Below are 25623 nucleotides of genomic sequence, written 5' to 3' on the forward strand. Positions count from 1 at the left end.
CATACCTGCTCCTTGGGTGGGGGCCGTCGGATCGGTAACGAAGCTAGGCGGGTGGCTGCGCCGTCGCGAGGGACTGGTGGTGGCGTCTGTGGTGTTTTCGGAAGTCGCCGGGGCTGCTGCCGGTCTCCCGCCGGAAGAACCGGCAGAAGTAGGCGGGGTCGGCGAATCCGATGCGGGCGGCGACCTGCCGTACCGGCAGCTCGGTGTGGGCGAGCAGCTGCTGGGCCTGGTACACGCGGGCCGCGATCAGCAGCCGGCCCGGGCTGCGGCCGGTGGCCGCGCGCACGGCCTGGGTGAGGTGGCCGGGGGACACCCCGAGCCGTTCGGCGCACTCGCGCACCGACCAGGCCACCGCCTCTCGCCGGGCCGTCAGCCGGGTGAAGGCCTCGGCCAGCGCCCCGGGCCGGGTAACGGCGGCCCGGTCCGCGCCGACTGGCCCCGCTGGGCCGACCGCCCCCGCCGGGCCGGGCGTCGCCGCCGAGCCGGGCGTCGCCGCCGAGCCGGTGACCTGCGACGGTCCGGTACCGCCGCGGTGCTCCGGCAGTCGCGCGGCGCGTACGACGAGGACGTGCAGCAGGGCCCGCGACACCGACTCGTGCCCGGCAGCGCGCTGCCGGTGCTCCGCGGCCAGGTCGGCCATCAGCCGGCCGATCCGCGTGTCGTCCTCGTCGTCCAGGGCGAACCAGCTGGTGCGTGCGAGCTGCCGCAGCACGTCGCGGTCACCGGGGTGGTCCACCAGGAAGTCCTCGGTGAACAGCGCGAGTGTCCCGTCGACGTCACGGTCGCCCTGCCAGTGGTGGATCTGCCCGGGCAGGATCACGGCCAGGTGCGGTGGTCGCACCGGCCACCGGGCGAAGTCGATGACGTGAGCGCCCGAACCCGCGGTGACATGGATGATTTCGTAGAAGGTGTGGCGGTGCGGGTGGTCGGTCCACGACAGCGGGCCCATCTCCTCGAAGGAGCCCGCGGCGAACGGTGCCGCGCCGGGTCCGGGTAACTCCAGCCTGTGCAGGGGCGGCTCTCCTGGCGGCGGTGCGATGCAGGGCGTGCCTCGCAGGACAGTGGTGCTGCGCATCACTTCTCCTCGGTGCGGGTGCGGGTGCGGGTGCGGGTGCGGGTGCGGGGGCAGGTGCGGGTTCTGGTGTAGGTGTAGGTCTAGGTACAGACCAATGGTGTTCGGTGGGTCACGTTCCCACAGCGGTACGGCCGCGAACACCGCCTTCGGCCTTCCTGGTCCGCATCCGGACCGCCTATTGGTCCGTACCTGTCTCTTGCCCTCCTTCTCTCAGCACCGCAACATCCCCTCATGGAGCTGGAATTACGACATCTGAGAACCATCCGAACGATCGCGGAAGAAGGCAGTCTCACCAAGGCCGCCACGGTGCTCGGACTCGCGCAGCCCGCACTGAGCGCACAACTCAGACGGATCGAAGCGGCCCTGGGCGGCGCGCTGTTCGAGCGGGGGCGGCGCGGCGTGCGGGTCACCGCGCTGGGCGAACTGGTGCTGGAGCGCACCCGGATCGTGCTGCCGGCGGTGAGCGAACTGCAGCAGGAGGCCGTCAGGTTCGCCCGCACGTGGCGCGGACCGGAGCGGCTGCGGCTCGGCGGCACGCACGGTCCGCTCCTCGGCGCGCTGCTGGACCGGCTGGCGCAGGCCGTACCCGACGCGGCGGTGACCACGTACGTGACGTGGTCCGAACGGGAACTGGCCGTGCTGCTGGCCGAGGGCCGGCTGGACTTCGTGCTGGCCGGCACCTGCGGTTCCACCGCTCCACCCGACGCCACGCGGCTGGCCTGGCGGGAGATCGCGGTGGACCCCGTCTTCGTGATGCTGCCCAGCAGCCATCCGCTGGCCTCGTGCGCCGAAGTCGGGCTGTCCGCACTGGCCCGTGAGGAATGGGCCTGCGTGCCCGGTGACGGCTGCTTCGCCGACTGCTTCACCGCGGCCTGTGCCCGGGCCGGGTTCAGCCCCCGGCGCATGTACGAGACGGATACCGCGTCCTGCGTGCACCTGGTACAGGTCGGGCGGGCGGTGGGACTGTGCCGGGCCTCGTTCCCGACGACACCCGGCGTCACCACCCGGCCGCTCGCCGGCACTCCACTGCTGTGGCGGCACGTGCTCGGCTGGCATCCCACCCTTCAGCAGCCGGACACCACGGCCACCGTGCTGGCCGAGGCGCGCGCCGCGCATGCCAGGACGGCGGAAGGCAGCGACAGTTACCGGCCCTGGCTCGAGGAACGGCTCGCGGAACGGCTCGCTGAACGGCTCGCGGCACCAGGCGAAAGCACGGGGCAGACGCCCGGGTACGGCTGACCGGCCCTTGCGGCCAGCGCGTCCCATAACACCGGGACAGGGGGTCAGCTGACACCTTATGCGGTCCGATCGGCCTTCCCTACGGTATCGGCACCCCACCGACACCCGAGGAGAGTCCCATGCTCCCAAGACCTGCCGCAGCCGCCTGCGCCGCACTGGCGGCCGCGGGCACGCTGCTGATGGCCGGGCTCAGCGGATCGGCGAGCGCGCGTGGCCATGAGGTCGCCCCGGGCACGCCCACCGCCGCGCAGAAATTGCACACTGCCGTGCAGACTCTGCCCACCGCCGCGCAGACACTGCGTACCGCCGACGCTCCGGCCGCCCTGCTGCACGCGATGGAGCGGGACCTGGATCTGGACCGGCAGCAGGCAGCACACCGACTGGTGAACGAGGCGGAAGCAGGGGCCACGGCGGGCCGGCTCCGCGCGGACCTGGGCGCGGACTTCGCCGGCGCCTGGGTGCGGGGCGCCGAGTCCGGCACGCTCACGGTGGCGACGACCGACGCACGCGATGTACCGGCGATACGGGCCCGCGGGGCGCGGGCGGCCGTCGTGCACCATTCGCTGGCCTCGCTGGACGCGGCCAAGGTCCGGCTGGACCGCGCCGCGGCCCGGCACGCGACCGCCGACACCCCGGTCTGGTACGTCGACGTCCCGTCCAACTCCCTCGTGGTGCAGGCGGTGCGGCCGGCGGCCGTACGTCCCCTGCTGGCGGCGGCCGGGGTCGACCCGGCTCTCGTGCGAACCGTGAAGACCGCCGAGCGTCCCCGGTCCCTGTACGATCTGCGCGGCGGCGACGCCTACTACATGGGCAGCGGCGGCCGGTGCTCGATCGGCTTCCCCGTCACCCGCGGCACCCAGCAGGGATTCGTCACGGCAGGCCACTGCGGCCGGGCCGGCACCGCCACCACCGGTTCCAACCGGGTGGCTCAGGGCACCTTCCAGGCGTCGGTCTTCCCGGGCAACGACATGGCGTGGGTGGCCACCAATGCCAACTGGACGGCGACCCCGTACGTCAACGGTGCGGGCGTACAGGTCGCCGGGTCCACACAGGCCATGGTGGGTGCCTCGGTGTGCCGTTCCGGCTCGACCACCGGCTGGCACTGCGGCACGGTCCAGCAGCTGAACACGAGCGTGACCTACCAGGAGGGCACCGTCAGCGGCGTCACCCGTACCTCGGTGTGCGCCGAACCCGGTGACTCGGGCGGCTCCTTCCTCTCCGGCAGCCAGGCCCAGGGCGTCACCTCAGGCGGATCCGGCAACTGCACGAGCGGCGGGACCACCTACTTCCAGCCCGTCAACCCGATCCTGCAGAGCTACGGCCTCACCCTGAAGACGAGCGGCAGCGGGCCCGGCGACCCGGGTGACCCGGGTGACCCTGTGGACCCGGGCGGCACCTGGTCGGCGGGTACGGTCTACCGCGCGGGCGACACAGTGACCTACGGCGGCGCCACCTACCGCTGCCTCCAGGACCACCAGGCCCAGCCCGGCTGGCAGCCCCCGGCCGTACCGGCCTTGTGGCAGCGCCTCTGACAGCGAGGAGTCAGGGCGGATTCTCCCCAGAGGGTCGAGGCGGATCGGCAGGTCGGAGGACCGTGTCGGTCCGCCCCGTCACGATTCCCGAGGTCAGGCCGGCGTCGTCAGCAGTCGTCAGCAGTCGTCAATAGACGATGGACACGATCCGGCACGCGGCTTCGGCGAGCCGACGGTCCCCCTGCACATGGGCGCGGGCCAGAGCACCTGCAGGATCGATGTTCCGCGTGCACAATCGCCAGACGGTCTCTGTGTCCAGCAGTACGGCTGCGGCCGGCCGGCCGGTCGGCGCTTCGGCCAACGACCACCGGTCCGCGGTGGCGGTCGCCGTCCAGCGCCCGCCGGCGGGGCCCTCGGCGATCACCTGGACCTGCGCCCCGAGCGGTGCTGACGTGCGGCGGAGCGTGTGGGGCAGGGCGCGCATGAAGGTATCGAGGACCATGGCCAGGGCACACGGCTCCGGGTCGGTGCCACAGCCGACGGCGTGGCGGATCTGCTGCCGGTGAGTCCAGTACTCGGTGAACTCCCGGGCGATGTCCAGCCACGCCGGCGCGGGATCGACTCCTGCCCACGACACGCCCAGAGCGGCCGCGTCAAGGTCGGCTGTGGCGAATCGCCGGGCGAGCTGGGTACCTGCCGCTGCCAGGGCGTCGATGAGCGAAGCAGGGCTGTCATCGGCGTGCAGCTCGACCCATTCCTGATTCGTGCGGTGGATGAACGCCTCGAGCGTCTCGCCCTCGGCGAAGCCGTTCCGGTAGCCGTGGCCCAGGCGGCCGTAGTAGTCGCCGAGGAGATGTGCGGCGACGTCGTGCACCGTCCAGCGCCCGGCTGCCGTCCTGCTCCAGTCGGTGGGTGCCAGACCGCGCAGGGTATCGAGCAGCGACCTGAGCTCCGGACCGAACCTCGCACGCGCGTCGATCGGGTCGCCCAGCCAGGAAACACTGGATACGCCATTGCACTCGGGACTCATGCCCACAGCCTGTCAGCCGGAAGCCGCGGCCCGCCATCGAATACTCCCGCCCGGGAGCGTCCGGAGCCCTGGTGATCCGGGCGAGGCCGGCGGCAGGTTCCGGCGTCACGGCCTTGCGCCGCCCGGTCCCTCGGAGACCGAGGTCATGCTGACCTACGACCGGGAGGCGACGCGGTCAGCCGCTGCGCCGACAAGGCCGCCGACCACCGGTCACCAGAGAGTACGGTCAATGCACTCCGGGGGGTGGAGTGGCCGGCGCGCCAGTGCGCTGACCGGAAACGATCACCGGAGTGGTGTGATGGCCGAGTGTCTACGGTGGTGGATGTCGCGCAGGTCAACTCAAGGTCGTGACACGGCCTGTCAGTTCTCCGGTCTAGGGTCGCCCGCATGGCTGAGCCCTCCTTTCTGACCGCCGTCCGCGAGTCGTACGACACGGTCGCCGCCGATTACGTCGAACGCGTCCCGCCTCCAGCCGCGATGGACCCGCTGTCACGCGCGATGCTGGCGGGGTTCGCCGAGCTCGTGCGGACGGCCGGTCGGGGGCCGGTCGCGGACCTGGGATGCGGCCCCGGCCGCGTGACGGCGCATCTGGCCGGGCTGGGAGTGTCCGCCTTCGGCGTCGATCTGTCACCGAAGATGATCGGGCTGGCCCGGCACGCCTATCCGAACCTGCGGTTCACCGCCGGCTCGATGACCGCGCTGGAGATGAGGGACGACGAGCTCGGCGGCATACTGGCCTGGTACTCCACCCACCACACGCCCCCGCAGTGGCTGCCGGCGGTGTTCGCCGAGTTCCACCGCACGCTCGCGCCCGGCGGCTACCTGCTCTGGGGAGACTATGTCGGCGATGAACGGCTGCAGCCGACCCAGGGCTATGGCCGTCCGGTGTCCTACGAGTCGTATCTCCTGCCCCTGAACCGCATGATCGGCCTGCTGGAGCAGGCCGGACTCGTCGTCACCGCGAGGCTGGAGCAGGAGCCCGGCGGACGGGTGAACAGACCGCACGCCTGCCTGCTGGCCCGCAAGCCCGGATAGTCCTGACGGGGGGCTGCGGATACGGGCGCGTTCGCGCGCTGGGCGGCCAGGACGCCGGGGTGGCAGGCGTTCTGGTTGCGTTCAGTGCAGGTAGAGGTGGAGCGCGCGGGTTTGGACGGTGTGGTCGGGGTGGTGGGAGTTGACGAGGGTGAACTGTCGCAGCGGCCCGGAGTGCGCCTCGATCGGGTCGGCCCAGGACGCGTTGGTCGGCGTGCAGCAGAGCCCGACCTTGTTTCTGGCCGCCCACCGGCGGATCTTGCTGCCTCTGTGGGCGGAGAGGTCGTCGAGGATGACGTAGAGGGGAGCTCCGTCCGGGCGGGCAGCCTGGATGCTCTTGAACGCGGCGAGACTGTGATCGGCGCCCTTGCCACGCCGGTTGACACCCCAGAGCGTGTCGTCGCCGACCGAGTAGCAGCCATGGAAGTAGCGCACTCCGTGGGTGCGGGGAAGGTGGCCGGGAGCCGGTCGGGCTTGCCCTGCCTGGCCCAGCAGGCCCCGGCGGTCGGACGGATGCCGAGTGGGACGAACTCGTCGAAGGCGAAGGCGAAGGCGAAGGCGAAGGCGAAGGCGCGGCCGGGGCGCTCGTGGAGGCGTACTCGATCCGGTCCAGCTCGGCGTCCTTGTCCGGGTCGGTGGGCTCCTTCCACGTCTTGGTCCGTTGAAGGGTGATCTGGTGTCGGATGAGCAGGCACCGCAGGGTCTCCCGGCGGATGCGTACACACCGTCCCGGGGCTCTGCGCAGGCAGACGGCGAGTTTCCGCACCGACCAGCGCGTGAACGGCAGGCCGAGCAGACTGGGGCGGGCGGTGGCCGACGGGATGAAGAAGTAGATGTGTCGTCACATCCCATCGGTGGGAGGACGATCAGCACCACTCCGGTGATCGTTTCTGGTCAGGCCTTAGCGGAGGACCTGCTCGATGTGGTGGTCGAGGACGCGTTCGGCGGCTTCCGGGGTGCGGTAGCCGAGGGCGATGTCCACACCGAGGCTGGTGGCGAGGGACCAGCAGATGTCGGCGTCGGTACGTTCCTCGCCGCGCGGCTCGCTGCCCCGCTCCTCCCGGGCTGCCGTGATGAGGCCGGCGGTGAAGGTGAGCAGCTCGTCGTCGCCCGGCGCCAGGACCTTGGCCATCGTCGGATCGGAGACCGCCCGGCCCGCGGCCGCCAGCGCGAAGCGCATCAGCCGCGTGCTCTCGTCGGCCGGGCTGATCAGGGCGTACAGGCAGGCGCGGAGGACGGCCTCCGGGCTGGTCGTGTCGGCGGCGGTGACCGCGTTCTCGATGGTGGCGTTCACGGCCCGTACGGCCCGGTCGAGGGCGTCGCGGACCAGGGCCTGCATCGAGGAGTAGTAGTGCTGGATCTGGCCCATGGAGACGCCCGCTTCCCCGGCCACCTTGCGCAGCGACACCTGCTCGATGCCGCCGCGCACGGCCAGTGACCAGACGGCCTCGACGAGGCGCGTCCTGCGCGCTTCGTGATCCACGATCTTCGGCACGGTACCGCCGCCTTCCTCGCCACCTTCACCATGCGAACGCATTGTAAAACCGGGCACCGTCGGTTTACAGTGCAAGTGCATGGTAAACCGCGATCAGACCGGGGGATCCCCATGAAATACGGCCTCTACCAGGCGCTCGGCATGGCGCTGCTCGTCCTCGGAGCCCAGGGCGCAATCCGCCAGCTCGTCGACCACGACAACGCCGGCCTGCTGGGCTGGCTGCCGGGAGGCTTCGCCGCGAGCATCACCGTGTACGTACTGGCCGTCGTGATCGGCGCGGTCATCGCGGGGCGGGCTCACGATGCCCGTAAGGCAGCCGGCGACTGACTCGGCGCGGGGCTTTGGCATCGTATGGTGGCAGCCGCGATGCCGTCGTGTCCTGGGGTTCGGTGCGAGTGGATCAAGGCCTGTCCGGCTGATCACGGGCGAAGCCGGAGTCGGAACGAGTCGACGGTGACGGTGACGGTGCCGTGGAAGACGTAGGCGCGTTTGTCGTATCCGGTGGCCACGGCTCTGGAGTTCTCGAGGCCGTTGATCGCCCGCTCGACTTCATTCCTCCTCTTGTAGATCGTCTTGTCGAAGCCGGTGGGTCGGCCGCCGGTGCTGCCTCGGCCTCGTCGTTGGGCTCGCTGGTTCTTCGGCGCGGGGATGGTGTGTTGGATATGGCGTCGTCGCAGGTAGCGGCGGTTTCGGCGAGAGGAATAGGCCTTGTCGCCGCCGAGGTGATCGGGCGGGTACGCGGAGGCCCGCCTTCACCGGCGAGGTGGGTTTCGCAGGTGTGGCCGCCCCGGGAGCGTCCGAGTCCCTCGTCGGGGCGGTGCTGCCGAGGAACTCACATGATCCGCCGGACAGGCCCAGGGCCTGTCCGGCGGATCATTGGCCGCGGCACGTGAGCCCGGGCAGTGATCCACCGGACGCGACCGGGAAGGGTCGTCAGGCCATGGAGAACTTGGCGACGTACTCGTCGAAGGGCTCGATGCCGACTTCTGCACGGAGTTCGTCCATGCGCTCGGGTTCTTCACAGGGCCACGGAACCGGCGCCCCGTCCTGCACGCCGGCGATCTGAGTTCCGTAGACCTGCTTGCGGCCCTCATTGACCATCGTGCGGTCGCGTAGGAAGGCCAGCTCGCGTGGGCTGGCCGAGCCTGCCGACACCGCCTGGTGCATCAACTGGAGGGCACGACGCTGAACGTCGAGCTGCCGGTCGGCGTGCTGAGCGATCAGCCACGCCGCGCGTGCGGCCTCCTCGCCGACCAGTTCCGCCGTCGGCCAGCCGTACTCCTCCATGATCTCGCCCAGCCGGTCACCGTGCCGAGCGGTCAGCCGCCGCCACGCCAGCTGCTCGGCGGGGTCATCGCTGTTCGCGCGGACTGCGGACTCGTGATCGACCGCAGCCATCTCCGTGAGTTCCACCGCCAGCGCGGCAACGTCGTACGCCACCCTCAACTCCCAGGTCGGCCATTCTTTTGTGTCCGTCCGCAAGCCTAGATGTGCGAAACGGATGTAAAGATCATTCCGGAGAACGGTGACAGGTACCTCCGCGGACCGCGATAATGGATCTACCCCCGGAGTCAGAGCCGGATAGCTGTGACGATCGCGGTGCGCTGAAAGACATGGACACGCTTGGCGAACCTCGTGGCCACGGCGCGGAAGCTCTTGAGCGTGTTGATCGTCCGCTCGACGTCGTTTCTGCGCTTGTGAACCGTCTTGTCGAAACTGACGGGCCGTCCGCCCTTACTGCCGCGGCGCTGGCGATTGGCCCGCGGGTTCTTCGGCCCGGGGATGGTGTGCTTGATCTGCCGTCTGCGCAGGTAGCGGCGGTTACGCCGGGAGGAGTAGGCCTTGTCGCCGCCGAGGTGGTCCGGGACGGGTGCGCGGGCGCCCGCCACCGGGCCGGCCGACACGGATGCGTTCCATGACGGGGACGAGATGCGGGGCGTCGCCCCACTGGCCCGGAGTGACCAGCAAGCCCAGGGGCGGCGCCCGCCTTCTCCGGCGAGGTGGATTTTGCAGGTGTGGCTGCCCGGGAGCGTCCGAGTCCCTCGTCGGGGCGGTGCTGCCGGGGCGTGCGTCTTTTCCCGGTACCCGCGGTGTTTTCTTGCGTGCTCCGGCGGCGTGCTGGTGGGCCCGGCAGGTGGTGGAATCCACGCTTACCATGGACCGGTCGATGCGGCCCTCGGCATCCGCGTCAGCCAGGACGGCCGCATGGTTCTTGTCCCACGTGCCGTCCGCTGACCAGTGTCTGTGCCTCTCGTACACGGTCTTTCACTTGCCGAACCGCGCAGGCAGATCCCGCCACGGCATCCCGGTGCGCTGTCGGAAGAGGATCCCGTTCAGCACCCTGCGATGGCTCGTCCAACGTCCGCCCCGCTCACCAGCCTTCGGTAGACGGGGGCGCAGCCGCGCCCGTTCCGAGTTCGTCGGATCCCCTCGTCCCATGTCCATGCCGACGAGCCGAATTCGGGACGGCCACATGATCCGCCGGACAGAACACCTAGGCCGTGGTGGCGTCCTCGAGTTCGGCGGCCAGGTCCGGGTCGGGCTTGGGGATGGCGCCGAAGTCGTCGTCGGAGTCGGTCTCCAGGCGGAGTACCGCGTCGGTGAGGGAGGTGGTGAAGACCCACCATCTGGCTTCGTAGGCGCGGTGCTGCCGGGTGCAGCGCTTGACTTCGACGACGACGTCGAGCTGCCCGGTGGCGAACATCAGGTCCGGGGCGGGGGCCAGGAGGGCGGGGCGTTCGGTGAGCATCGGGTCGATCTCCTTGTCGTACAGGGCGACGGCCTGGTGGTGCCAGTGGAGGGCGGATTCGGGTTCGGCGTACTGGAGGTGGTGCAGGTACAGGCAGCGGGCGGCGGTCGCGGAGTCGGCGCCGGCGGCGAACTGCCACCAGAACATCGCGGCTTCGTGCCGGTCGGCGAGGTAGAGCAGGCAGGCGAAGGCGAGTGCGCCGGCCGGCTCGATGCGCGCCGGGTCATCGACGAGCAGGGCCATCGCGGCGATGGCCGCGGGGTCGCGGACGACACGGGAGGAGAGGGAGCCGAGGTGGGCGGCGGCGCGGGTGTGCAGCGCCGCGGACATGGCGGGACTGGGGGCTTCGCGGTCTTCCGGGCGGCCGCTGGAGTGGCGGGCCCGGCGGGCGCGGTGCTCCATGGTGGTGGCCTTGCGCCACACCACGCGGCGGGCGATGCGGTTCAGCGCGGCCTGCGTGTCGTAATCGTCGTACTCGTCGGTCAGGACCTCGGCCCGGTCAAGGGCCCGGTCGAGGGCCCGGTCGAGGGCCGTCCTGTTGTCCTTCCGGCTCATACCTTTTCCTCCTCGGTCGGTTCCCAGTCGAACCCCAGGTAGCGGGCGAGGCGGCGGCGCGCTCCGTGGACGTGCGAGCGGACGGTGGCGGGGGAGATGCCCATGATGTGGGCGACCTTCTTCGGTGGGTAACCGAGCACGAAACACAACACGATGACGTCGTAGTGGCGTTCGGGCAGGCGGGCGATCGCCGAGTACAGTCCCAGGTTCGATTCGAGCGCGGTCAGCCGGACCCGGGAGGCGTCGCGGACGGCGGCGAAGGCCGCGGTGGCGACGAAGGGCACCTCGCGCCCTTTGGCGGCCAGCCGTTTGGTGAGGAACTCCCTGAGAGTGGCCATGGCATAGGCCTCCACGCTGGGCTCGCGCAGTACCTCGTGCCAGGTGTCGGCCAGCTCGGCGAACACCTCGTCGACGACGTCCTCGGCTTCGGCGCGGCTGTCCAGCTGCAGGTGGGCGTAGCGGAGGTAGGCCTTGTGGTGCTGCAGGTAGAACGCCGTGAGATCGAGCGGGAGTACCGCGGAGAAGCGGTCGCCGCCTGCGGTGTCGCCCCAGGGGTTGGGCCGGTCGGTCACTTGGATCCCTCCCGCGGCTGCCGGCGGTCGGTTCCGTGGACACGGTCCTGCTGCTGGGCGGCGATGTGGGCGGCGCCGATCCGTACGCTCGCGCCCAGCAGACGCTTACCTGCTCTGCGTGCGTCGGCTGCGATCACCCGTGCCGTGACTGCCCACGTCAGTGCGTGGGCGGCCATTTCAAGATCCACCTTTTGGTGTCCCTCCAAGACGCTGGAGAGTGCCCACCCCCGTTGGCACTCAGAGCCGTTGCGGCCCTCACTCATCAGCCAATCGGAAACGGCCCCCGAATGTTCACGCGCATCTGCAAAATCTTTCGGAACTGATAGATCCGGTCCCTCGCAGCGTCCACCAGAACAACAACTACCCCTTCCGTCACAGTTGCAACCGGCGCGCGGTGCGCGTGCACGCGCCGCTGCTGTGCGCTCCGCGCCGGTACACGCCGAAAAAGGGGCCCCGGGTTGACGGGGGCCCCTTCTCGGGCGAGGGGGTGGAGTGGGGCGGGTCAGTAGATGTTGGCTTCGACGGCGGGGCCGTCGCCGCGGGTGCTGTTGATCTGGGCCCGCAGGGCGATCTCGTCGTAGACGCGGAACTCCCGCACGATGCGGCCGCCCTGGATCAGGAACTGGGAGACGCCGAGCAGGGTGACCGGCTGGTCCGTCAGCGGGCCGAAGGCGGGGGTGCCGCGGTAGGTGCCGTGCATGGTCCACAGGACGGCGACCCGCAGACCGGCGTAACGCTCGGCGTAGTTGGTCTGGATGTCCCGCACTTCGAACCGGGCGTCGGGGAACGGTGCGACGGTCGACAGCAGATCGGCCTGGTAGCGGTCGGGGCGGATGACGGTCCGGTCGCCGATCGTGTGCAGGAAGAGGTCCCGCACCATGAAGTCGTCGACCTTCTGCAGCCGGCGCTGGGTCCAGACCTCGTCGATGAATTCGAGGACCAGCTCGCACTCGGGCCGGTAGTCGTCCGGACGAGGGCCGCTCACGCCTTCCAGGAGTACGTCCTTCGGCGGCGCCTCCAGCATCGAGCCGGTCCAGCCCTGGAAGCGCAGGGCGCGGGCCGCCTCGTCCGGGTCCTCTCCGCGCTGCAGGCAGTCGGCGAGCTCGTCGCGCACGACCCACTCCTCGACCATCCGGCCCCTGCGGTAGAGGCAGTTGGCGACCGTACGCTTGCGGATGGGGATGATCTTCCCGTTCACGAGGTGCTCGTCGGCGGAGAAGACCAGGTGCGAGCTGAGGAAGGCGTCGTTGCCCCGCGCCTCCCACACCACGTCCTCGGCCTGGCCGACGTGCTGGGGCGTGCTGCCCATCCGCATCGTGCTGCCCTCGATCACACCGTCGCGGCCCACGACGGTGCCGAGGCTCGCGTGGACGATCGAGTCCGGCTCGTAGTTGTCGACGATGTACGACACGTCCCGGTCGACCCAGATGCGGTCGGTGACCTCACGGATGAAGTCGTCGGGGTCCTGGTACGGGTGGTAGGCGACGGGGTCCAGCGGCATGGGGTTCTCCCTTTTCCGATGTAGGTGTGTATGCGTATGCACTACATAGTTGGCGTACGCACGGTGTTGGCGTACGCACGGTGTTGGCGTACGCACGGTGTTGGCGTACGCACGGTGTTGGCGTATGCGCGATGGCGGTGCGCGATGGGGGCGGTGCAGTGTTTCCGAGGGAGTGGTCAGCGGGCGAACTTGTCGGCGCCGAGGGGGCTCCGGTACGTCTCCGTCATGAAGGTGGTGATCACGACCAGGGCCAGTACCGCCGCCGCGGCGAGGTAGACCCACACGGCGTAGATCGTGTCGAAGCTGGTGACCAGGAGGGCGGCGACGAAGGGCGTGATGCCCATGAAGACGGAGAACGAGCTGTTGTACGCGATGGCGCCGGCGCTGAACCGGGTGCGGGTGGCGAACAGTTCCGCGGTGCAGACCGTGACGATACCGGTCAGGAAGAACTCCGGGATGATGTAGATCAGTTGGCTCGCGATCGCGGCGCCGAGAGTGGCCTGTTCGCCGACGCGGAAGGCCAGGGGAACCAGCACGATGCATGCGACGGCCCCCATGATCAGCATCGGCTTGCGGCCGATCCGGTCCGAGAGGATGCCGGCGAGCGGCAATAGCGGGATGAGGACCGCCACCGACACGGCGTTGGAGACCAGAGCCATCCAGCGGGGCATCCCCAGCGTCCCGGTCAGGTACTCGGGGTAGAAGGTGACCCAGCTGTAGGACAGGATCGCCAGCATCACACTGACGCCGCAGAAGGCGAGGATCGGCCGCCACTGCGAGCGCAGCGCCTCCCGGACCGGTGCCTTGACGACGTGGGTGCCGTCCTCCGTGGCGCGGACGAACTCGGGCGTCTCGTCGATGCGCCTGCGCAGCCAGATCCCGACCGCGCTGAGGGGGAGCGCGAGGAGGAACGGGATGCGCCAGCCGTAGGAGTCCAGGGCGGCCCCTTCGAACACCGCGCTGGTCAGGGCCGCGGTGCCGGCTCCGGCGAGGATGCCGAAGAAGCAGCTGTTCGAGGCGTACGAAGCGTAGTACGCGCGCCGCTTGGGCTCCGCCCATTCCACGATGAAGGCCACCGCACCGACGTACTCGCCGCCGGACACCATGCCCTGGACGACGCGGAGGAGCAGGAGCAGGGCCGGCGCGAGGAAACCGATCTGGTGGTACGTGGGCAGCGCGCCGATCATGGCGGTGGTCACGCCCATGACCACGATGGTCCACAGCAGCGTCTTCTTGCGGCCCGCCCGGTCTCCCCACCGGCCGACCAGGGTGCCGCCCAGCGGGCGGAACAGGCACGCGATCGCGATGATCGCGTAGGTGCTCAGCACCGCGACCGCCGGGTCGCTGCCGGGGAAGAAGGCGGGGGCGAGGACCGGGGCCAGGTAGCCGTAGAGCCCGTAGTCGAACTGCTCGACGAAGTTGCCGATACTTCCCGCGCCGATGGCCCGGCGTATCGCCTTCCGCGTCTCGGGGTCGGCGGCTTCTCTTTCGCCGGCGGCTGTGGGTGGCGCTACAGCGGACATGGCTTCTCCGTTCGCGCGGTGAGTGAGGGGGTCAGGGAATATGCATACGTATGAACTGTGGGGACCCTGAAGAGGGCGGTGGGGGACGTCAACAGGTGGGACGCGGGTCAGCTGCCGGGTTTTCCGGGCCCGGTGCCGGGCGCCGTGAGGGACCGGAAGGTGTGCATCAGGACGGCCGCCATGTTGTAGAGCACCAACTGCGCGCCCGCCTGCTCGGCGGCCCTGGCGCCGGCCAGGTCGGGAACGATGGACATGACCGCGCGGCCGGCGTCGTGTGCGGCCCCGTGAGCCGTGGCGATGAGCTCCCGCAGTGCCTCCTCGGGAGGGAACCCGCAGTCCACGGCGAGGTCGGCCGGGCCGACCAGGATCGCGTCGACGCCTTCCGTCGCGGCGATGCCGTCGGCCGCCGAACAGCCCCGCGCCGTCTCGATCATCGCCACGACCAGGGTCTCCTCGGCGGCGGCGAGATGTTCGGCCGCGGTCACCGTGCCGAACCGGCCCGCCCTGCTGTACGTGGCGAAGCCCCGTTCCCCCAGCGGGGGATAGCGGTCCCCCGCGACCGCCCGCCGGGCGTCCGCCGCGCTGTCGATGTGCGGGTGGATGATGCCCGCGGCCCCCAGATCCAGGCAGCGCAGGGCGAGCGCGGGCTCCGCGGTACCGACCCGGACGAGTACGTCGATGCCCTGCGCGGCAGCGGCGGTGAGGTGGTGCTGGAGTGCCGTCATGTCGGCCGGGCCGTGTTCGCAGTCGATGACCACGTAGTCCAGGCCGGCGACCCCCACCATCTCCACCAGCGTCTCCGACGGGAGCCGGAGCAGTGCGCCATAAAGACGTTCGCCCGCGGCCAGCCGCCGTTTGAGGGAGGGGCGTCCCGCCGCGCCGGCCGTCATCGCGCCACCATCCCCGCCGACAGGTCGATGTCGGCACCGCACAGGCCCGGCATCCGCAGCATCGCCGTCACGGCCGCGCCCACCTCTTCCCCGGTGACCATCCGGCCGAGGGCCGACCGGGACACGAAGGCCGCTTCCGCCTCCTCGTAACTGCTGCCGGTCCGCGCCGCCTCCAGGCGGAAGTTGCGCTCCATCCGCGGGCCCGCGACCGGGCCGGGGGAGAGGGAGTTCACCGTGACGCCCAGCGGGCCCACCTCGCCCGCCAGCGTCGTGGTGAGGCCGATGACCGCCATCTTCGACGCGCAGTAGGGGGTGCGCCGCAGCAGCGGCCGCTTCCCCGACACCGAGGCGATGTTGATGACGTCCCCCGCGCCCCGCGCCGTCATGGCGGGCAGGAAGGCGCGGCACATCAGGAACACCCCGCGGACGTTGACGGCGAAGACCTCGTCCCAGTCGTCCGCCGGGATGTCGGTCAGCGGGGCCACCGGTCCCGCGATACCCGCGTTGTTGACGAGGACCGAGATCTCCTCGTCGGCGAGGCTTGCGGCGAGCGCCGCCACGTCGGAGGGGTCGGACACGTCGCAGACCCGGTGGGTGACGTCCGGGCCGAGCCGCGTCGCGGTCTCCTTGAGGGTCTGCTCGTCGCGGCCGGTGATCACCACTCGCGCGCCGTCGGACAGCAGCGCCCGTGTGATGGCGGCGCCGAGCCCGCTGCCGCCACCGCTGACGAGTGCGGTGCGTCCGGCCAGCGGCGCCGCGGGCACTTCGTCCGCGTGGTCGGGTGACGTGGGATGAGGTGGCATGGGGGACTCTCCTCGGAGCGAGTGCGGAAGGGGGAGCGGTGTTCAGGAAGCGGGGTGTGCGGGGACGTGGGACGGTGTACGTTCCGCCGCCGCGACCAGCTCGTGCAGCGCGGCGGAGACGGGCCGGGGCCGCTGTACCGGCAGCAGATGCCCGGCCCCGGGGACCGCGGTCAGCCGGGCGTCCGGCACGGCCCCGGCGATCGCACGGTGGAAGTCCGGCGGGCAGAGTGCGTCCCGCGTGCCGTACAGGACGGTCATGGGGCAGCGGACGGTGCGCAGTGTGTCGTACGCGTCCGAGCGGGTGGCCTGGGCGGCGAGCTGGGCACCGGCGGCGTCCGGGCCGACCCTGTGGGCCATCCGCCGGTAGCGGTCCTCCAGGTCGCCGGGCGGCTCGGACACATCGAACATGCCCGGCAGGGTCTGCTCCACGACCTCCTCGAACCGCCCCTCGGCGATCAGCCCGGCCATGGCGCGCCAGGCGGCGTACTGCTCCGGGCGCGGGGCCCCCGCGTTGGTCGACATCGCGCAGAACCCCGCGACCCGGCCGGGCGCCCGGCGCAGCACCTCGAAGCCGACGATCGCCCCGAGGCTGAGCCCCACGAGGACGAACGGCCCGGGGACGGCGGACAGCACGTCCTCGGCCTGCCCGCCGATGTCGGGCCGCGTCAGTGCGACGTGGTGGACCCGGTGGTGCTCGGGGAACGCCACGTCGGACCAGAGGCCGTGGTCGCACAGCATGCCGGGGACCACCACGAGGGGCAGCGGGCCGGGCGCACCGTCGGGGAGTGCGGCGGACATCAGCGTCGCGCGGAGCGGGGGAGCAGCGCGTACGGGGCGACGTAGCCGTTGTGGTCGATGCCCAGCCCGGCGTCGGCCGCGGCCTTGACGACCTCCTCGTCCCACTCCAGGCGCACCCGCCCGTCGCCGCCGTTGACGATCAGGAGGTCGCCTTCCGTGTCGCCCACGTTCCGCAGGGTGCGCCAGGCGCCCTCGGGAACGGAGAGGATGTCGCGCGGGCCGAGGCGTACCGAGACCGGGTCCGCGCGGTTCAGTGTGATCTCCCAGAGCCCGTCCTTGACGATCAGCGTCTGGGTTTCGTGCTGGCGGTGCAGCGAGACGCCCTGGCCCGGCTCGGCGCGCAGCCAGGCGGCGTTGTGCCCGTGCGGGTTGAAGATGCGGGGCTCCTGGTGCGGGTCCTCGGTCATGCCGTAGCCGATGACGCAGCTCAGCCGCGCTCCGCCGCCCGGCAGCGTGCTGTCGAGGAACGGCCGGTCGGACCAGACCAGCTCGTCGGCGGCGGCGACGCGTCGCTTCATCTGCTCGGGGCTGTAACTGCGCAGCCGGTCGATGTACTCCTGCGCCATCGGCTGGGTCAGCTCGGTGCCCTCGGGGATCTCGTCGCCGGCGACCGTGTCGAGGAGTTTGTTGTCGGCCGTGAGGTAGAGGCCGTGGCCCTCTGCCTCGCGCAGCACCGTGGGGCCCCAGATGATGCCGCCGGTGTCGTCCATGCCGAGCACGGTGAACATCCAGCCGTCGTCCGGGCCGGTGTTGGTGAAGCCGCGGAAGATCCAGGTGGGGACGGACGCCACGTCGCCCGCCCGGAGCGTCAGTTCGCCCTCGGTGCCGTCGGCGCCCCAGCGCAGCAGGTACTCGCCCTCGGTGCAGACGAACACCTCGGCCGTGTAGTGCAGGTGGAGGTTGTTCGTGATGCCGTGCGGCATGGCCGCCGCGCCGATCTGGAAGCCGTGCGGCAGGCGGAGGTTGACGTACTGCCCGGAGGACTGCGAGACGCCGGGCCCGATCATGGCGTAGTTCTCCTTCCGGTCCGAGCCCGGGGTGCGGCAGTCGATGAACGCCTGGTTGCAGGAGACGAAGTCGCCGCGGCGGATCGTCCGGCGCTCCAGTTCCGTGGTGGACACGACGGTGTCGGACACGTGCGCTCCCTTGTTTGGAATACGTATGCATAGATCTGACAGGTCTGCTTCTGAGGCTGTCAAGAGCCCGAACCGAAATGGAGTGCAGACGTATACTCATGGCCGTGCAGGCGAGTAACGCGCACCGGGCGAGGGGATGAGGACGACCGATGGCGATCACGAGCCACGACGTGGCGAGACTGGCGGGCGTGTCGCAGGCCACGGTGTCCCGGGCGCTCCGTGACGACCACCGGGTGTCGGCGGCCACCCGCGAGAAGGTCCGGCGGGCCGCCGAGGCGTTGAACTACGTGCCCAGCGAGGCCGGACGGACCCTGTCCACCCGCTCGACGCGCCGCGTCGGCGTGATCGTCACGGACCTGACGAACCCCTTCTACCCGCACGTCGTCGCCCCGCTGCACGACGAACTCCAGGCCCTCGGTTACCGGATGATGCTGATCACCGAGCGGTCCGACGAGGCGGTGGCGGGCGAGAACCTCCTCGACCAGTCGCTGGACGGGGTGGTCCTGGCGACCGCGACCACCGGGTCACGGCTGCCGGCCCAGCTGGACCGCCGCGGCGTCCCGTACGTGTTCCTCAACCGCGACACCGGGCAGCCGGGCGACTACGCGTCCGTCGTGGACAACGAGGGCGGCGGCCGGCTGGTGGCCGGGGTCCTCGCCGAGCTGGGACACCGCCGCATCGCGGGCATCTTCGGTTCGCCCGACACGACCACCGGCCGGGACCGCGAGCTCGGCTTCCGGCTGGCGCTGGCCGAGTCGGGGATAGGACTGCCGGACAGCCGGGTCGTACGCGGCGCCTTCGAGTACGACACCGGATACCGGGCACTCCCCGGGCTGCTGGCCACCGACGAGCCGCCCACGGCCGTGTTCTGCGGCAACGACGTGGTCGCCATCGGCGTGCTGAACGCGGCCATCGCGGCCGGGCTGCGGGTGCCGGACGACCTGACCGTGATCGGCTTCGACGACCTCCCGATGGCGGACTGGGAGGTCTTCCGGCTCACCACGGTCCGCCACGACCTGCGCGAACTGGCCCGGCAGGCGGCACGTCTGCTGGTGCGCCGGATCACCGGCGAGGCCGATGCCGCCGGGGAACGCCTCGTCCTGCCGACCGAGTTCGTCCCGCGGGCCACGCACGCGCGCCTTACTTGACCGCGGGCAGCGTACGCGCACGTTCCTCGTGCTCCTGCCCGCCGCCCTGCTTGCGCTGCAGCCGGACGCCCACGGTGACGAGGACCGCGGCGAGGCCGAACGAGAGCCAGAGTTCGAGGCGGTGGCCGGGGAGGACCGCCATGAGGAGCAGTACTCCCGCGATGAAGACGATGGTCACCACCGTGAGGTAAGGGAACAGCCACATCCGCGCCTCGGCCGGTTCGCTCCGCCGGCGTCGGGTGGCGTACTGGGTGACCGCGATGACCAGGTACATCATCAGCGCGATGGCGCCGCTGGACGCGATCAGGTAGGCGAAGACCGCCGGCAGGAGATAGTTGGCGAGCACCGCGGCGATGCCGACGACGGTGGATGCCGCGACCGCGTTGCGGGGCACACCGCCGCGGGAGACGACGGCGAACGCGGCCGGGGCGTCCTTCCGCTTGGCGAGGGAGAAGGCCATGCGGGAGGCGGTGTAGACGGCCGAGTTCAGGCAGCTGCAGACCGCGATGACGACGACCACGTCCATGATCTGGCGTGCGCCCGGGATGTTCATGCGTTCCAGCACGGCCTGGTAGGAGCCGGCGGCCAGGCCTTCGGCGTTCCAGGGCACCAGGCTGACCACGATGAGGACCGAACCGACGTAGAAGAGGCCGAGGCGCCGGACGACGGCCCTGATGGCCTTCTTGATGTTCTTCTTCGGCTCCTCCGACTCGGCGGCGGCGATGGTGACGATCTCGCTGCCCTGGAAGCTGAACATCGCGGTGAGCAGGCCGGCGAGGACGGCGATCCCGCCCTGGGGAGCGAAGCCGCCGTTGCTCCAGAGGTGGGATACGCCGCTGGTGCCGGAGCCGGGCAGCAGCCCGAATATCGCGAGGGCGCCGAGGACGAGGAAGCCCACGATCGCGACGACCTTCAGCAGGGCGAACCAGTACTCGAACTCGCCGTAGTTGCGGACGGCGAGCAGATTGGTGCCGGCCAGTACGGCGATCACCGCGAACGCGGGTATCCAGCTGGGCACTCCGGCCATCCCGCCGAGGATCTCGCCCGCGGCGATGGCTTCGATGGGGATGACGAGGACGTAGAACCACCAGTAGAGCCAGCCGATGGCGAAACCGGCCCAGCGCCCCAGGGCCCGGTCGGCATAGGTGGAGAAGGAGCCGGTGTCGGGGTGGGCGACGGCCATCTCGCCGAGCATCTGCATGACCAGGACCACCAGCGCAGCGGCGGCCAGGAACGAGATGAGGACGGCCGGGCCCGCGGTGGCGACGGCGGTGGACGAACCGACGAACAGCCCGGCTCCGATCACGCCGCCGAGGGAGATCATCGTGATCTGGCGGCCCTTGAGCCCCTGGGTGAGCTCTTCTCTGCCGGGGCGGCCGGACGGCGGTGGTACGGGTGACTCGTGTGGCATGGGTCTTCCTCGGGGTGGGACGGGCCCCGCCTCCCTGGCCGGCGAAGAGGCGGGGCGGACCAGGCCAGGGCCTCTAGAGCTGGTCGCGCAGGGCCTTGGGGACGGCGTCGAAGGCGTCGGAACGCCGTCCGATCCGGTCGATGCGCAGGGTGGCGGTGGCTCCGTGGGCGGCGAGGCCCTCGAAGGCGGAGATCCGCTCGACGGCGGGGGCCAGCGCCGCCGTGCCCTCCTCGGCGGCCCGCTGGTAGGTCAGCGGCTTGAGGAAGCGGGAGACCGAGAGCCCGGCGTTGTAGCGGGCCGTCTTGCCGGTCGGCAGGACGTGGTTGGTGCCGGCGATGCCCTTGTCGGAGTAGGCCACCGTGCTCCACGGGCCGAGGAACAGCGAGCCGTAGTTGGTCAGCTTCCGGAGGTAGAAGTCGTCGTCCGCGGTCTGGATCTCCAGGTGCTCGGGGCCGAGCACGTCGGACACGGCGACGGCCTCCTCGGCGTCGCGTACGACGATGACCGAGCCGTAGTCGCGCCAGGCGGCGCCGGCGATCTCCCGGGTGGTGAGCGTTTCGAGCTGCCGGTCGATCTCGGCGACGACCTTGCGGCCCAGCTCCTCGGAGGTGGTGATCAGCGCGGCCGGCGAGTTCGGCCCGTGCTCGGCCTGGCCGAGCAGATCGGCGGCGACCCACTCCGGGTCCGCGGTGGCGTCGGCGATGACGGCCACCTCGGAGGGGCCGGCCAGCAGGTCGATGCCGACCTGGCCGAAGAGCTGCCGCTTGGCCTCGGTGACGAAGGCGTTGCCGGCGCCCACGAGCATGTCGACGGGGGCCTCGCCCAGCAGCCCGAAGGCCATCGCGCCGAGCGCCTGCACGCCGCCGACCGCGAAGACCCGGTCGGCCTGGGACAGGTACGCGCCGTACAGCACGGCCGGGTGGGCGCCGTGCTCACCCGACGGCGGGGTGCACGCCACGACCGTGGGCACCCCGGCCGCCTTGGCGACACCGACGGTCATGAAGGCGCTGGCCAGCAGGGGGAAGCGGCCGGCCGGGAGGTAGCCGCCGACCCGGGTGACCGGGACGTAGCGCTGGCCGCCCCGCACGCCGGGCGCGAGCTCGATCTCGAAGTCGGTCAGGTGCTCGCGCTGGGCGGAGGCGAAGCGGTGCGTCCGCTCGTAGCCCATCTCCAGCGCCGTGCGGACGTCGGGCGGCAGGGCGTCACCCGACTTCTTCAGCTCCTCCGCGCCGATCTCCAGGTCGCCGGACCAGCCGTCGAGCTCCTCGGCGTAAGCGCGGACGGCGTCGAGGCCCTTGCGCTCGATGGTGGAGAGCATCTCCGAGACGCGCTCGACGACCTTGGGGTCGCGCTGTGCGGGAGGACCGTCGACGGCCGGCTTCTTGAGCCACTGGAACGGGGCGAGGGCTTGTGCTTCGTGCTGCGTGATCTGCATGTCAGGGACGGTAGACGCGCCCCAGACACAGGACCAGAGGAGTGATTCCTGGGCTTCCCACAGGGTTGCCCTATGGCTGCGCTACGGCGCTACGGGCACCCCTTGGCCTTCGCCTCGCAGCTCGCGGATCGTGTCCTCGGCAAGCCGGGCGAGTTCCCGGGTGGCCCGCGACAGTGCATGCCCTCGCCGCCTGACCAGGGCGATCGTGTCGTACAGCGGCTCGGCGAAGGGCACCGTGTGCAGCCCCGCCGGGAAACCGGGACTGTCGATCACCGCGCGGCTGGCGATCGTGTCGCCCACCCCGGCGGCCGTGAGCTTCAGCGCGGCCTCGACGCGCTCCAGTTCCATCAGCGGTTCCACGCGTACGCCGGCCAGCTGGGCACGCTCGGCGATCTGCCGCCGGGTCGGGTCCTGCCAGCCGTAGTGCGCGTCGTACAGCACGAGCGGCGCGGCGGCGAAGGCCTCGATGGTCACGGGGGCCGCGGCGCGCTCGGGGTCCGCGGTGACGTAGCAGACCTCGTCCCGCATGAGCGGCCGGACGACCAGGCCCTCGTCGTCGATCGGCAGCACCACCAGGCCGGCCTCGATCTTTCCGGCGGCGACCGCGTGGGCGGTCTCGGCGGAGTTCTGCCCCACCAGCCGTACCCGCACGGCGGGGTACCGGGCGTGGAAGGTCTGCGCGAGGTTGGCGAGCAGGTAGTAGTCGGCGTTGCGCAGGACACCGAACGTGGCCGTGCCGCCGCCCAGCGACCCGAGGGAGCGCACGGCCTTCGCGCCGCTGTCCGCCGCCCGCAGCGTCTCCTGTGCGTACGGCAGCAGTTCCTGCCCGGCGGCGGTGAGGGTGAGCCGGCGGCTGCCGCGGACGAACAGGACGGCGTCCAGTTCCTCTTCGAGGCGGCGCACGAGCTCCGACACGGAGGCCTGCGCGATCTCCATGGCGGCGGCCGCGGCGGTGAACGAACCGAGCCGCTCGGCCTCGGCGAACGCCTTCAGCTGGTTCAACGTCATGGCGTGGCCCGCCCGGTGCCTGGGCGTGCGGCGGTGCGGCAGCTGTGCGTTCTGGGCATGCGCGGCACTATAGGACAGCCCTGGGCGCGGTCCGGACGGTGGCCGGAACCGGGCACCGCGCGGTGCCCGCGACCGCATAGCCCGGGTCAGGCGGGGCAGACGGGACATACGCCTCGACCAAGGAGACTTCATGGTGATCGGCATTGTCGCCGTATGTGTGCTTCTGGCAGCCCTGGCCTTCCTGGTGCCCCGGCTGTCCCGCCGCCCCGAACGCGGTACCCAGCGCACGCTGCACGCCGGGTCACGCGCCGGCGGCAAGGCCCCGGGCTTCCTGGGCCGCGTTCTCAGCATGCCCTTCCGCAGCAGTTCCAAGGCGGTGGGGCGCAGCGGCTCGGCCGGCCGGCGCGCCCGCGGCCGCATGCCGTTCTAGCTGCGCCCCGCGTGTCGCCGGACGTGCCCCGCGCGTCGTCGTGACGGCCGACGAGGCCCGCTCCGGCTGACGAACTGCTTCCGCTCGCCCGGCAACCTTTCCCGCGCCGCCGGCGACCACCGCCCGAAGGTCCGCACGGAACGACTTCGGGAGAGAGCGGAAGATGACGTCAGCTCACGACAGGACTTCTCCTGCCCGGTACGGGCAGCAAGGGCAGCACCGACGGCGCGGAACGGGCGGCCGGACGGCCGTACGGCTGGGCGCGCCGCTGGGTGTCGTCGTCGCCGCGGGACTCGCCTACGGCGGTGCCTTCGGGGCGTCCGGAGCCGAGGGCGCCGGCGGTACCGGGCGGGTGTCCGCCGCGGCGGCGCCCGCGTGGGCCGCGGAGGCGGCGGACGGTTTCGCCTCCGTCGACGCGCTCGGGCAGGACGGCACGTACGGCGGCCGGGACGGGCGGACCGTCACCGTACGGTCGCTCGCCGAGCTGGAGAAGTACGCCACCGCCACCGAGCCGTACGTCATCGTCGTCGACGGCGCGATCACCATGGACCCCAAGGGCAAGGAGATCAAGGTCGCCTCCGACAAGACGATCGTGGGGGCGGGAACCTCCGGCGAGATCGTCGGCGGCGGCTTCTTCCTCGGCCAGGGCGTCCACAACGTGATCATTCGCAACCTCACGATCCGCGACTCCTACGCCGGGACCTGGAACGACAAGGACCACGACTGGGACGCCGTGCAGATGGACGGCGCGCACCACGTGTGGATCGACCACAACGACCTGCGGCACATGGCGGACGGACTGATCGACAGCCGCAAGGACACCACCTACCTGACGGTGTCCTGGAACCGGCTGGAGAACCACAACAAGGCCTTCGGCATCGGCTGGACCGACAACGTCACGGCCGACCTCACCGTCCACCACAACTGGTTCCGCGAGACCGAGCAGCGCAATCCGTCGACGGACAACGCCGCGCACGCGCACCTCTACAACAACTACCTCCAGGACGAGCCGGGCACCGACATCACGTCCTCGTACGGGAACTACGCCCGCGGCCGGACCCGCATGGTGCTGGAGAACAGCTACTTCGAAGGCGTCACCGACCCCGTCATCAAGGACGGCACCGCCTCGCTCGTACAGCGCGGCAACGTCTTCAAGGACACCGAGGGCCGCAACGAGAGCGGGGGCACGGCCTTCGACCCGAAGACGTACTACCCGTACACGCTCGACCGCGCCGCCGACGTGCCCGCCCTCGTCAGGTCCGGCTCCGGGCCGCGCGCCACGCCGGGCACCGGGGCGACCGCCGCTGCCACCACCCTGACCGTCGCCAAGGACGGCAGCGGGCAGTACCGCACCGTGCAGGCCGCCGTGGACGCGGTGCCCTCCGGCAACACCTCGCGGGTCGTCATCGCCGTCAAGCCGGGCACGTACCGCGAGGCGGTGAAGGTCCCGTCCACCAAGCCGCACGTCACGATCCAGGGCACCGGGGCGGCCGCGGCGGACGTGCGGATCGTCGAGGGCCGGTCGGCGGGCACGGCCAAGCCGGGCGGCGGCACGTACGGCACCTCGGGCAGCGCCACCCTCGCCGTGGAGGCGGACGACTTCCAGGCCCGGAACCTCACCGTCACCAACGACTTCGACGAGGCCGCCCACCAGGGCCAGGAAGGACACCAGGCCGTCGCCCTGCGCACCGCGGCCGACAAGGTGGTCCTCCGGCAGATCGTCGTCGAGGGCGACCAGGACACACTGCTCCTGGACACCGCGGCGAAGGACAGGCGCGGCCGCGTCCACGTCGACCGGTCCACCGTCGTCGGCAACGTCGACTTCGTCTTCGGCCGGGCCACCGCCGTCCTCGACCGGTCCGTCCTCCGCTTGAAGAAGCGCTGGGACGGGACGTCGGCCGGGTACGTCACCGCGCCGTCCACGGCCGCCGGTAACAAGGGCTTCCTCATCACCGGCTCGGTCGTCGAGGGCGGCGTCGGCGAGCGCAGCCACTACCTCGGGCGGCCCTGGCACGCGGGCGGTGACGCCTCCCTCGACCCGCAGACCGTCGTCCGCGACACCCGGCTCAGCGCCGCGATCCGGACGGCGCCGTGGACGGACATGGGCGGCTTCTCCTGGAAGGACGACCGCTTCGCCGAGTACGCCAACACAGGGCCGGGCGCGGGCCCGGCCGGTACGGACCGGCCGCAGCTGACGGACCAGCAGGCGGCCGACCACGAGATCGCCGACTGGCTCGGCGACTGGACGCCCGCCACGTCGTAGGAGGGCGGGAGTACGGACCTCTGGGTGCCCCGCCGTCCTGGTTCATGGGGCACCTGGT

Annotated in this window: 23 protein-coding genes and 3 pseudogenes; 7 read left to right on the plus strand and 19 right to left on the minus strand. The window is 71.1% G+C overall.

Annotation, left to right across the window (positions count from 1 at the left end; translation table 11 throughout):
• Positions 1-43: 43 nt before the first annotated feature.
• The gene (locus AAC944_RS33225) at positions 44-1075 is read right to left on the minus strand and encodes an AraC family transcriptional regulator (protein ID WP_030608881.1); all 1032 of its coding nucleotides are present in this window, start codon (positions 1073-1075) and stop codon (positions 44-46) included.
• A 231-nt stretch (positions 1076-1306) separates the two neighbouring features.
• Here AAC944_RS33225 and AAC944_RS33230 point away from each other — a divergent pair, with 231 nt between their 5' ends.
• Both AAC944_RS33230 and AAC944_RS33235 read left to right on the plus strand, forming a co-directional pair.
• Positions 1307-2314 (plus strand): LysR family transcriptional regulator, encoded by a 1008-nt coding sequence (locus AAC944_RS33230; RefSeq protein ID WP_078888310.1) that lies wholly within the window; start codon positions 1307-1309, stop codon positions 2312-2314.
• A gap of 119 nt (positions 2315-2433) precedes the next feature.
• Positions 2434-3846, plus strand: a complete 1413-nt coding sequence (locus AAC944_RS33235; RefSeq protein WP_030608875.1) for an alpha-lytic protease prodomain-containing protein — start codon at positions 2434-2436, stop codon at positions 3844-3846.
• Positions 3847-3973: 127 nt separating this feature from the next.
• Here AAC944_RS33235 and AAC944_RS33240 read toward each other — a convergent pair whose 3' ends face one another.
• On the minus strand, positions 3974-4816 hold the full coding sequence (locus AAC944_RS33240; RefSeq protein ID WP_030608872.1) for a maleylpyruvate isomerase family mycothiol-dependent enzyme: 843 nt from the start codon (positions 4814-4816) through the stop codon (positions 3974-3976).
• A gap of 387 nt (positions 4817-5203) precedes the next feature.
• Here AAC944_RS33240 and AAC944_RS33245 point away from each other — a divergent pair, with 387 nt between their 5' ends.
• Entirely contained in the window at positions 5204-5851 is a 648-nt protein-coding gene (locus AAC944_RS33245) for a class I SAM-dependent methyltransferase (RefSeq protein WP_030608869.1), read from the plus strand.
• Positions 5852-5863: 12 nt separating this feature from the next.
• On the opposite strand, the pseudogene AAC944_RS33250 reads toward AAC944_RS33245, so the two are convergent.
• Both AAC944_RS33250 and AAC944_RS33255 read right to left on the minus strand, forming a co-directional pair.
• Positions 5864-6677: pseudogene (locus tag AAC944_RS33250) on the minus strand (transposase); the annotation flags it as partial.
• Between the two features lie 72 nt (positions 6678-6749).
• Positions 6750-7343 carry a TetR/AcrR family transcriptional regulator gene (locus tag AAC944_RS33255; RefSeq protein ID WP_030608867.1) on the minus strand — a complete coding sequence of 198 codons (594 nt, stop codon included), beginning with the start codon at positions 7341-7343 and terminating at the stop codon, positions 6750-6752.
• Between the two features lie 111 nt (positions 7344-7454).
• Between AAC944_RS33255 and AAC944_RS33260 the strand changes: the two genes are divergently transcribed.
• Entirely contained in the window at positions 7455-7670 is a 216-nt protein-coding gene (locus tag AAC944_RS33260) for a hypothetical protein (RefSeq protein ID WP_030608864.1), read from the plus strand.
• Between the two features lie 92 nt (positions 7671-7762).
• Here AAC944_RS33260 and AAC944_RS33265 read toward each other — a convergent pair.
• The 12 genes and pseudogenes from AAC944_RS33265 to AAC944_RS33320 all read right to left on the minus strand — a co-directional run.
• Positions 7763-8172, minus strand: a pseudogene (locus AAC944_RS33265) (transposase family protein); the annotation flags it as partial.
• Between the two features lie 104 nt (positions 8173-8276).
• Entirely contained in the window at positions 8277-8783 is a 507-nt protein-coding gene (locus AAC944_RS33270) for a DUF6624 domain-containing protein (protein ID WP_030608860.1), read from the minus strand.
• A gap of 131 nt (positions 8784-8914) precedes the next feature.
• Positions 8915-9782: pseudogene (locus tag AAC944_RS33275) on the minus strand (IS5 family transposase).
• Between the two features lie 55 nt (positions 9783-9837).
• Entirely contained in the window at positions 9838-10647 is an 810-nt protein-coding gene (locus AAC944_RS33280; protein ID WP_051871427.1) for a hypothetical protein, read from the minus strand.
• Positions 10644-11219, minus strand: a complete 576-nt coding sequence (locus AAC944_RS33285; protein ID WP_051871426.1) for an RNA polymerase sigma factor — start codon at positions 11217-11219, stop codon at positions 10644-10646. The genes AAC944_RS33280 and AAC944_RS33285 overlap by 4 nt, the downstream gene beginning before the upstream one ends.
• A complete protein-coding gene (locus AAC944_RS33290) occupies positions 11216-11395 on the minus strand; it encodes a hypothetical protein (RefSeq protein WP_030608850.1) in 180 nt (59 codons plus the stop codon). Before AAC944_RS33290 ends, AAC944_RS33285 begins: the two co-directional genes overlap by 4 nt.
• A gap of 326 nt (positions 11396-11721) precedes the next feature.
• Complete coding sequence (locus AAC944_RS33295) at positions 11722-12720, minus strand: nuclear transport factor 2 family protein (protein WP_030608847.1); 999 nt, start codon at positions 12718-12720, stop codon at positions 11722-11724.
• A 176-nt stretch (positions 12721-12896) separates the two neighbouring features.
• Entirely contained in the window at positions 12897-14243 is a 1347-nt protein-coding gene (locus tag AAC944_RS33300) for an MFS transporter (protein ID WP_030608844.1), read from the minus strand.
• A gap of 107 nt (positions 14244-14350) precedes the next feature.
• The gene (locus AAC944_RS33305; RefSeq protein WP_051871425.1) at positions 14351-15133 is read right to left on the minus strand and encodes an HpcH/HpaI aldolase family protein; all 783 of its coding nucleotides are present in this window, start codon (positions 15131-15133) and stop codon (positions 14351-14353) included.
• Positions 15130-15936: an SDR family NAD(P)-dependent oxidoreductase gene (locus AAC944_RS33310; protein WP_051871424.1), complete on the minus strand. Its 807-nt coding sequence runs from the start codon at positions 15934-15936 to the stop codon at positions 15130-15132. Before AAC944_RS33310 ends, AAC944_RS33305 begins: the two co-directional genes overlap by 4 nt.
• Positions 15937-15978: 42 nt before the next feature.
• Positions 15979-16734, minus strand: coding sequence for an alpha/beta fold hydrolase (locus tag AAC944_RS33315; RefSeq protein WP_051871423.1), 756 nt, complete (start codon positions 16732-16734; stop codon positions 15979-15981).
• Complete coding sequence (locus tag AAC944_RS33320; RefSeq protein ID WP_030608831.1) at positions 16734-17870, minus strand: cupin domain-containing protein; 1137 nt, start codon at positions 17868-17870, stop codon at positions 16734-16736. Before AAC944_RS33320 ends, AAC944_RS33315 begins: the two co-directional genes overlap by 1 nt.
• A gap of 149 nt (positions 17871-18019) precedes the next feature.
• Between AAC944_RS33320 and AAC944_RS33325 the strand changes: the two genes are divergently transcribed.
• The gene (locus AAC944_RS33325; RefSeq protein ID WP_030608827.1) at positions 18020-19018 is read left to right on the plus strand and encodes a LacI family DNA-binding transcriptional regulator; all 999 of its coding nucleotides are present in this window, start codon (positions 18020-18022) and stop codon (positions 19016-19018) included.
• On the opposite strand, the gene AAC944_RS33330 is transcribed toward AAC944_RS33325, so the two are convergent.
• The 3 genes from AAC944_RS33330 to AAC944_RS33340 all read right to left on the minus strand — a co-directional run bounded on the left by AAC944_RS33330 (position 19011) and on the right by AAC944_RS33340 (position 22872).
• Entirely contained in the window at positions 19011-20429 is a 1419-nt protein-coding gene (locus tag AAC944_RS33330; RefSeq protein ID WP_051871422.1) for an amino acid permease, read from the minus strand. The two genes, AAC944_RS33325 and AAC944_RS33330, sit on opposite strands and share 8 nt — an antisense overlap.
• Positions 20430-20502: 73 nt before the next feature.
• Positions 20503-21864: a histidinol dehydrogenase gene (hisD, locus tag AAC944_RS33335; RefSeq protein WP_030608822.1), complete on the minus strand. Its 1362-nt coding sequence runs from the start codon at positions 21862-21864 to the stop codon at positions 20503-20505.
• 81 nt (positions 21865-21945) lie between these two features.
• Positions 21946-22872, minus strand: coding sequence for a LysR family transcriptional regulator (locus AAC944_RS33340; RefSeq protein WP_030608820.1), 927 nt, complete (start codon positions 22870-22872; stop codon positions 21946-21948).
• A 190-nt stretch (positions 22873-23062) separates the two neighbouring features.
• Between AAC944_RS33340 and AAC944_RS33345 the strand changes: the two genes are divergently transcribed.
• Both AAC944_RS33345 and AAC944_RS33350 read left to right on the plus strand, forming a co-directional pair.
• Positions 23063-23302: a DUF6411 family protein gene (locus AAC944_RS33345; protein ID WP_030608817.1), complete on the plus strand. Its 240-nt coding sequence runs from the start codon at positions 23063-23065 to the stop codon at positions 23300-23302.
• A gap of 163 nt (positions 23303-23465) precedes the next feature.
• Positions 23466-25565 (plus strand): pectinesterase family protein, encoded by a 2100-nt coding sequence (locus AAC944_RS33350; protein ID WP_037771333.1) that lies wholly within the window; start codon positions 23466-23468, stop codon positions 25563-25565.
• Positions 25566-25623 lie beyond the last annotated feature (58 nt).

The organism is Streptomyces sclerotialus, assembly GCF_040907265.1.
Classification (GTDB): domain Bacteria; phylum Actinomycetota; class Actinomycetes; order Streptomycetales; family Streptomycetaceae; genus Streptomyces; species Streptomyces sclerotialus.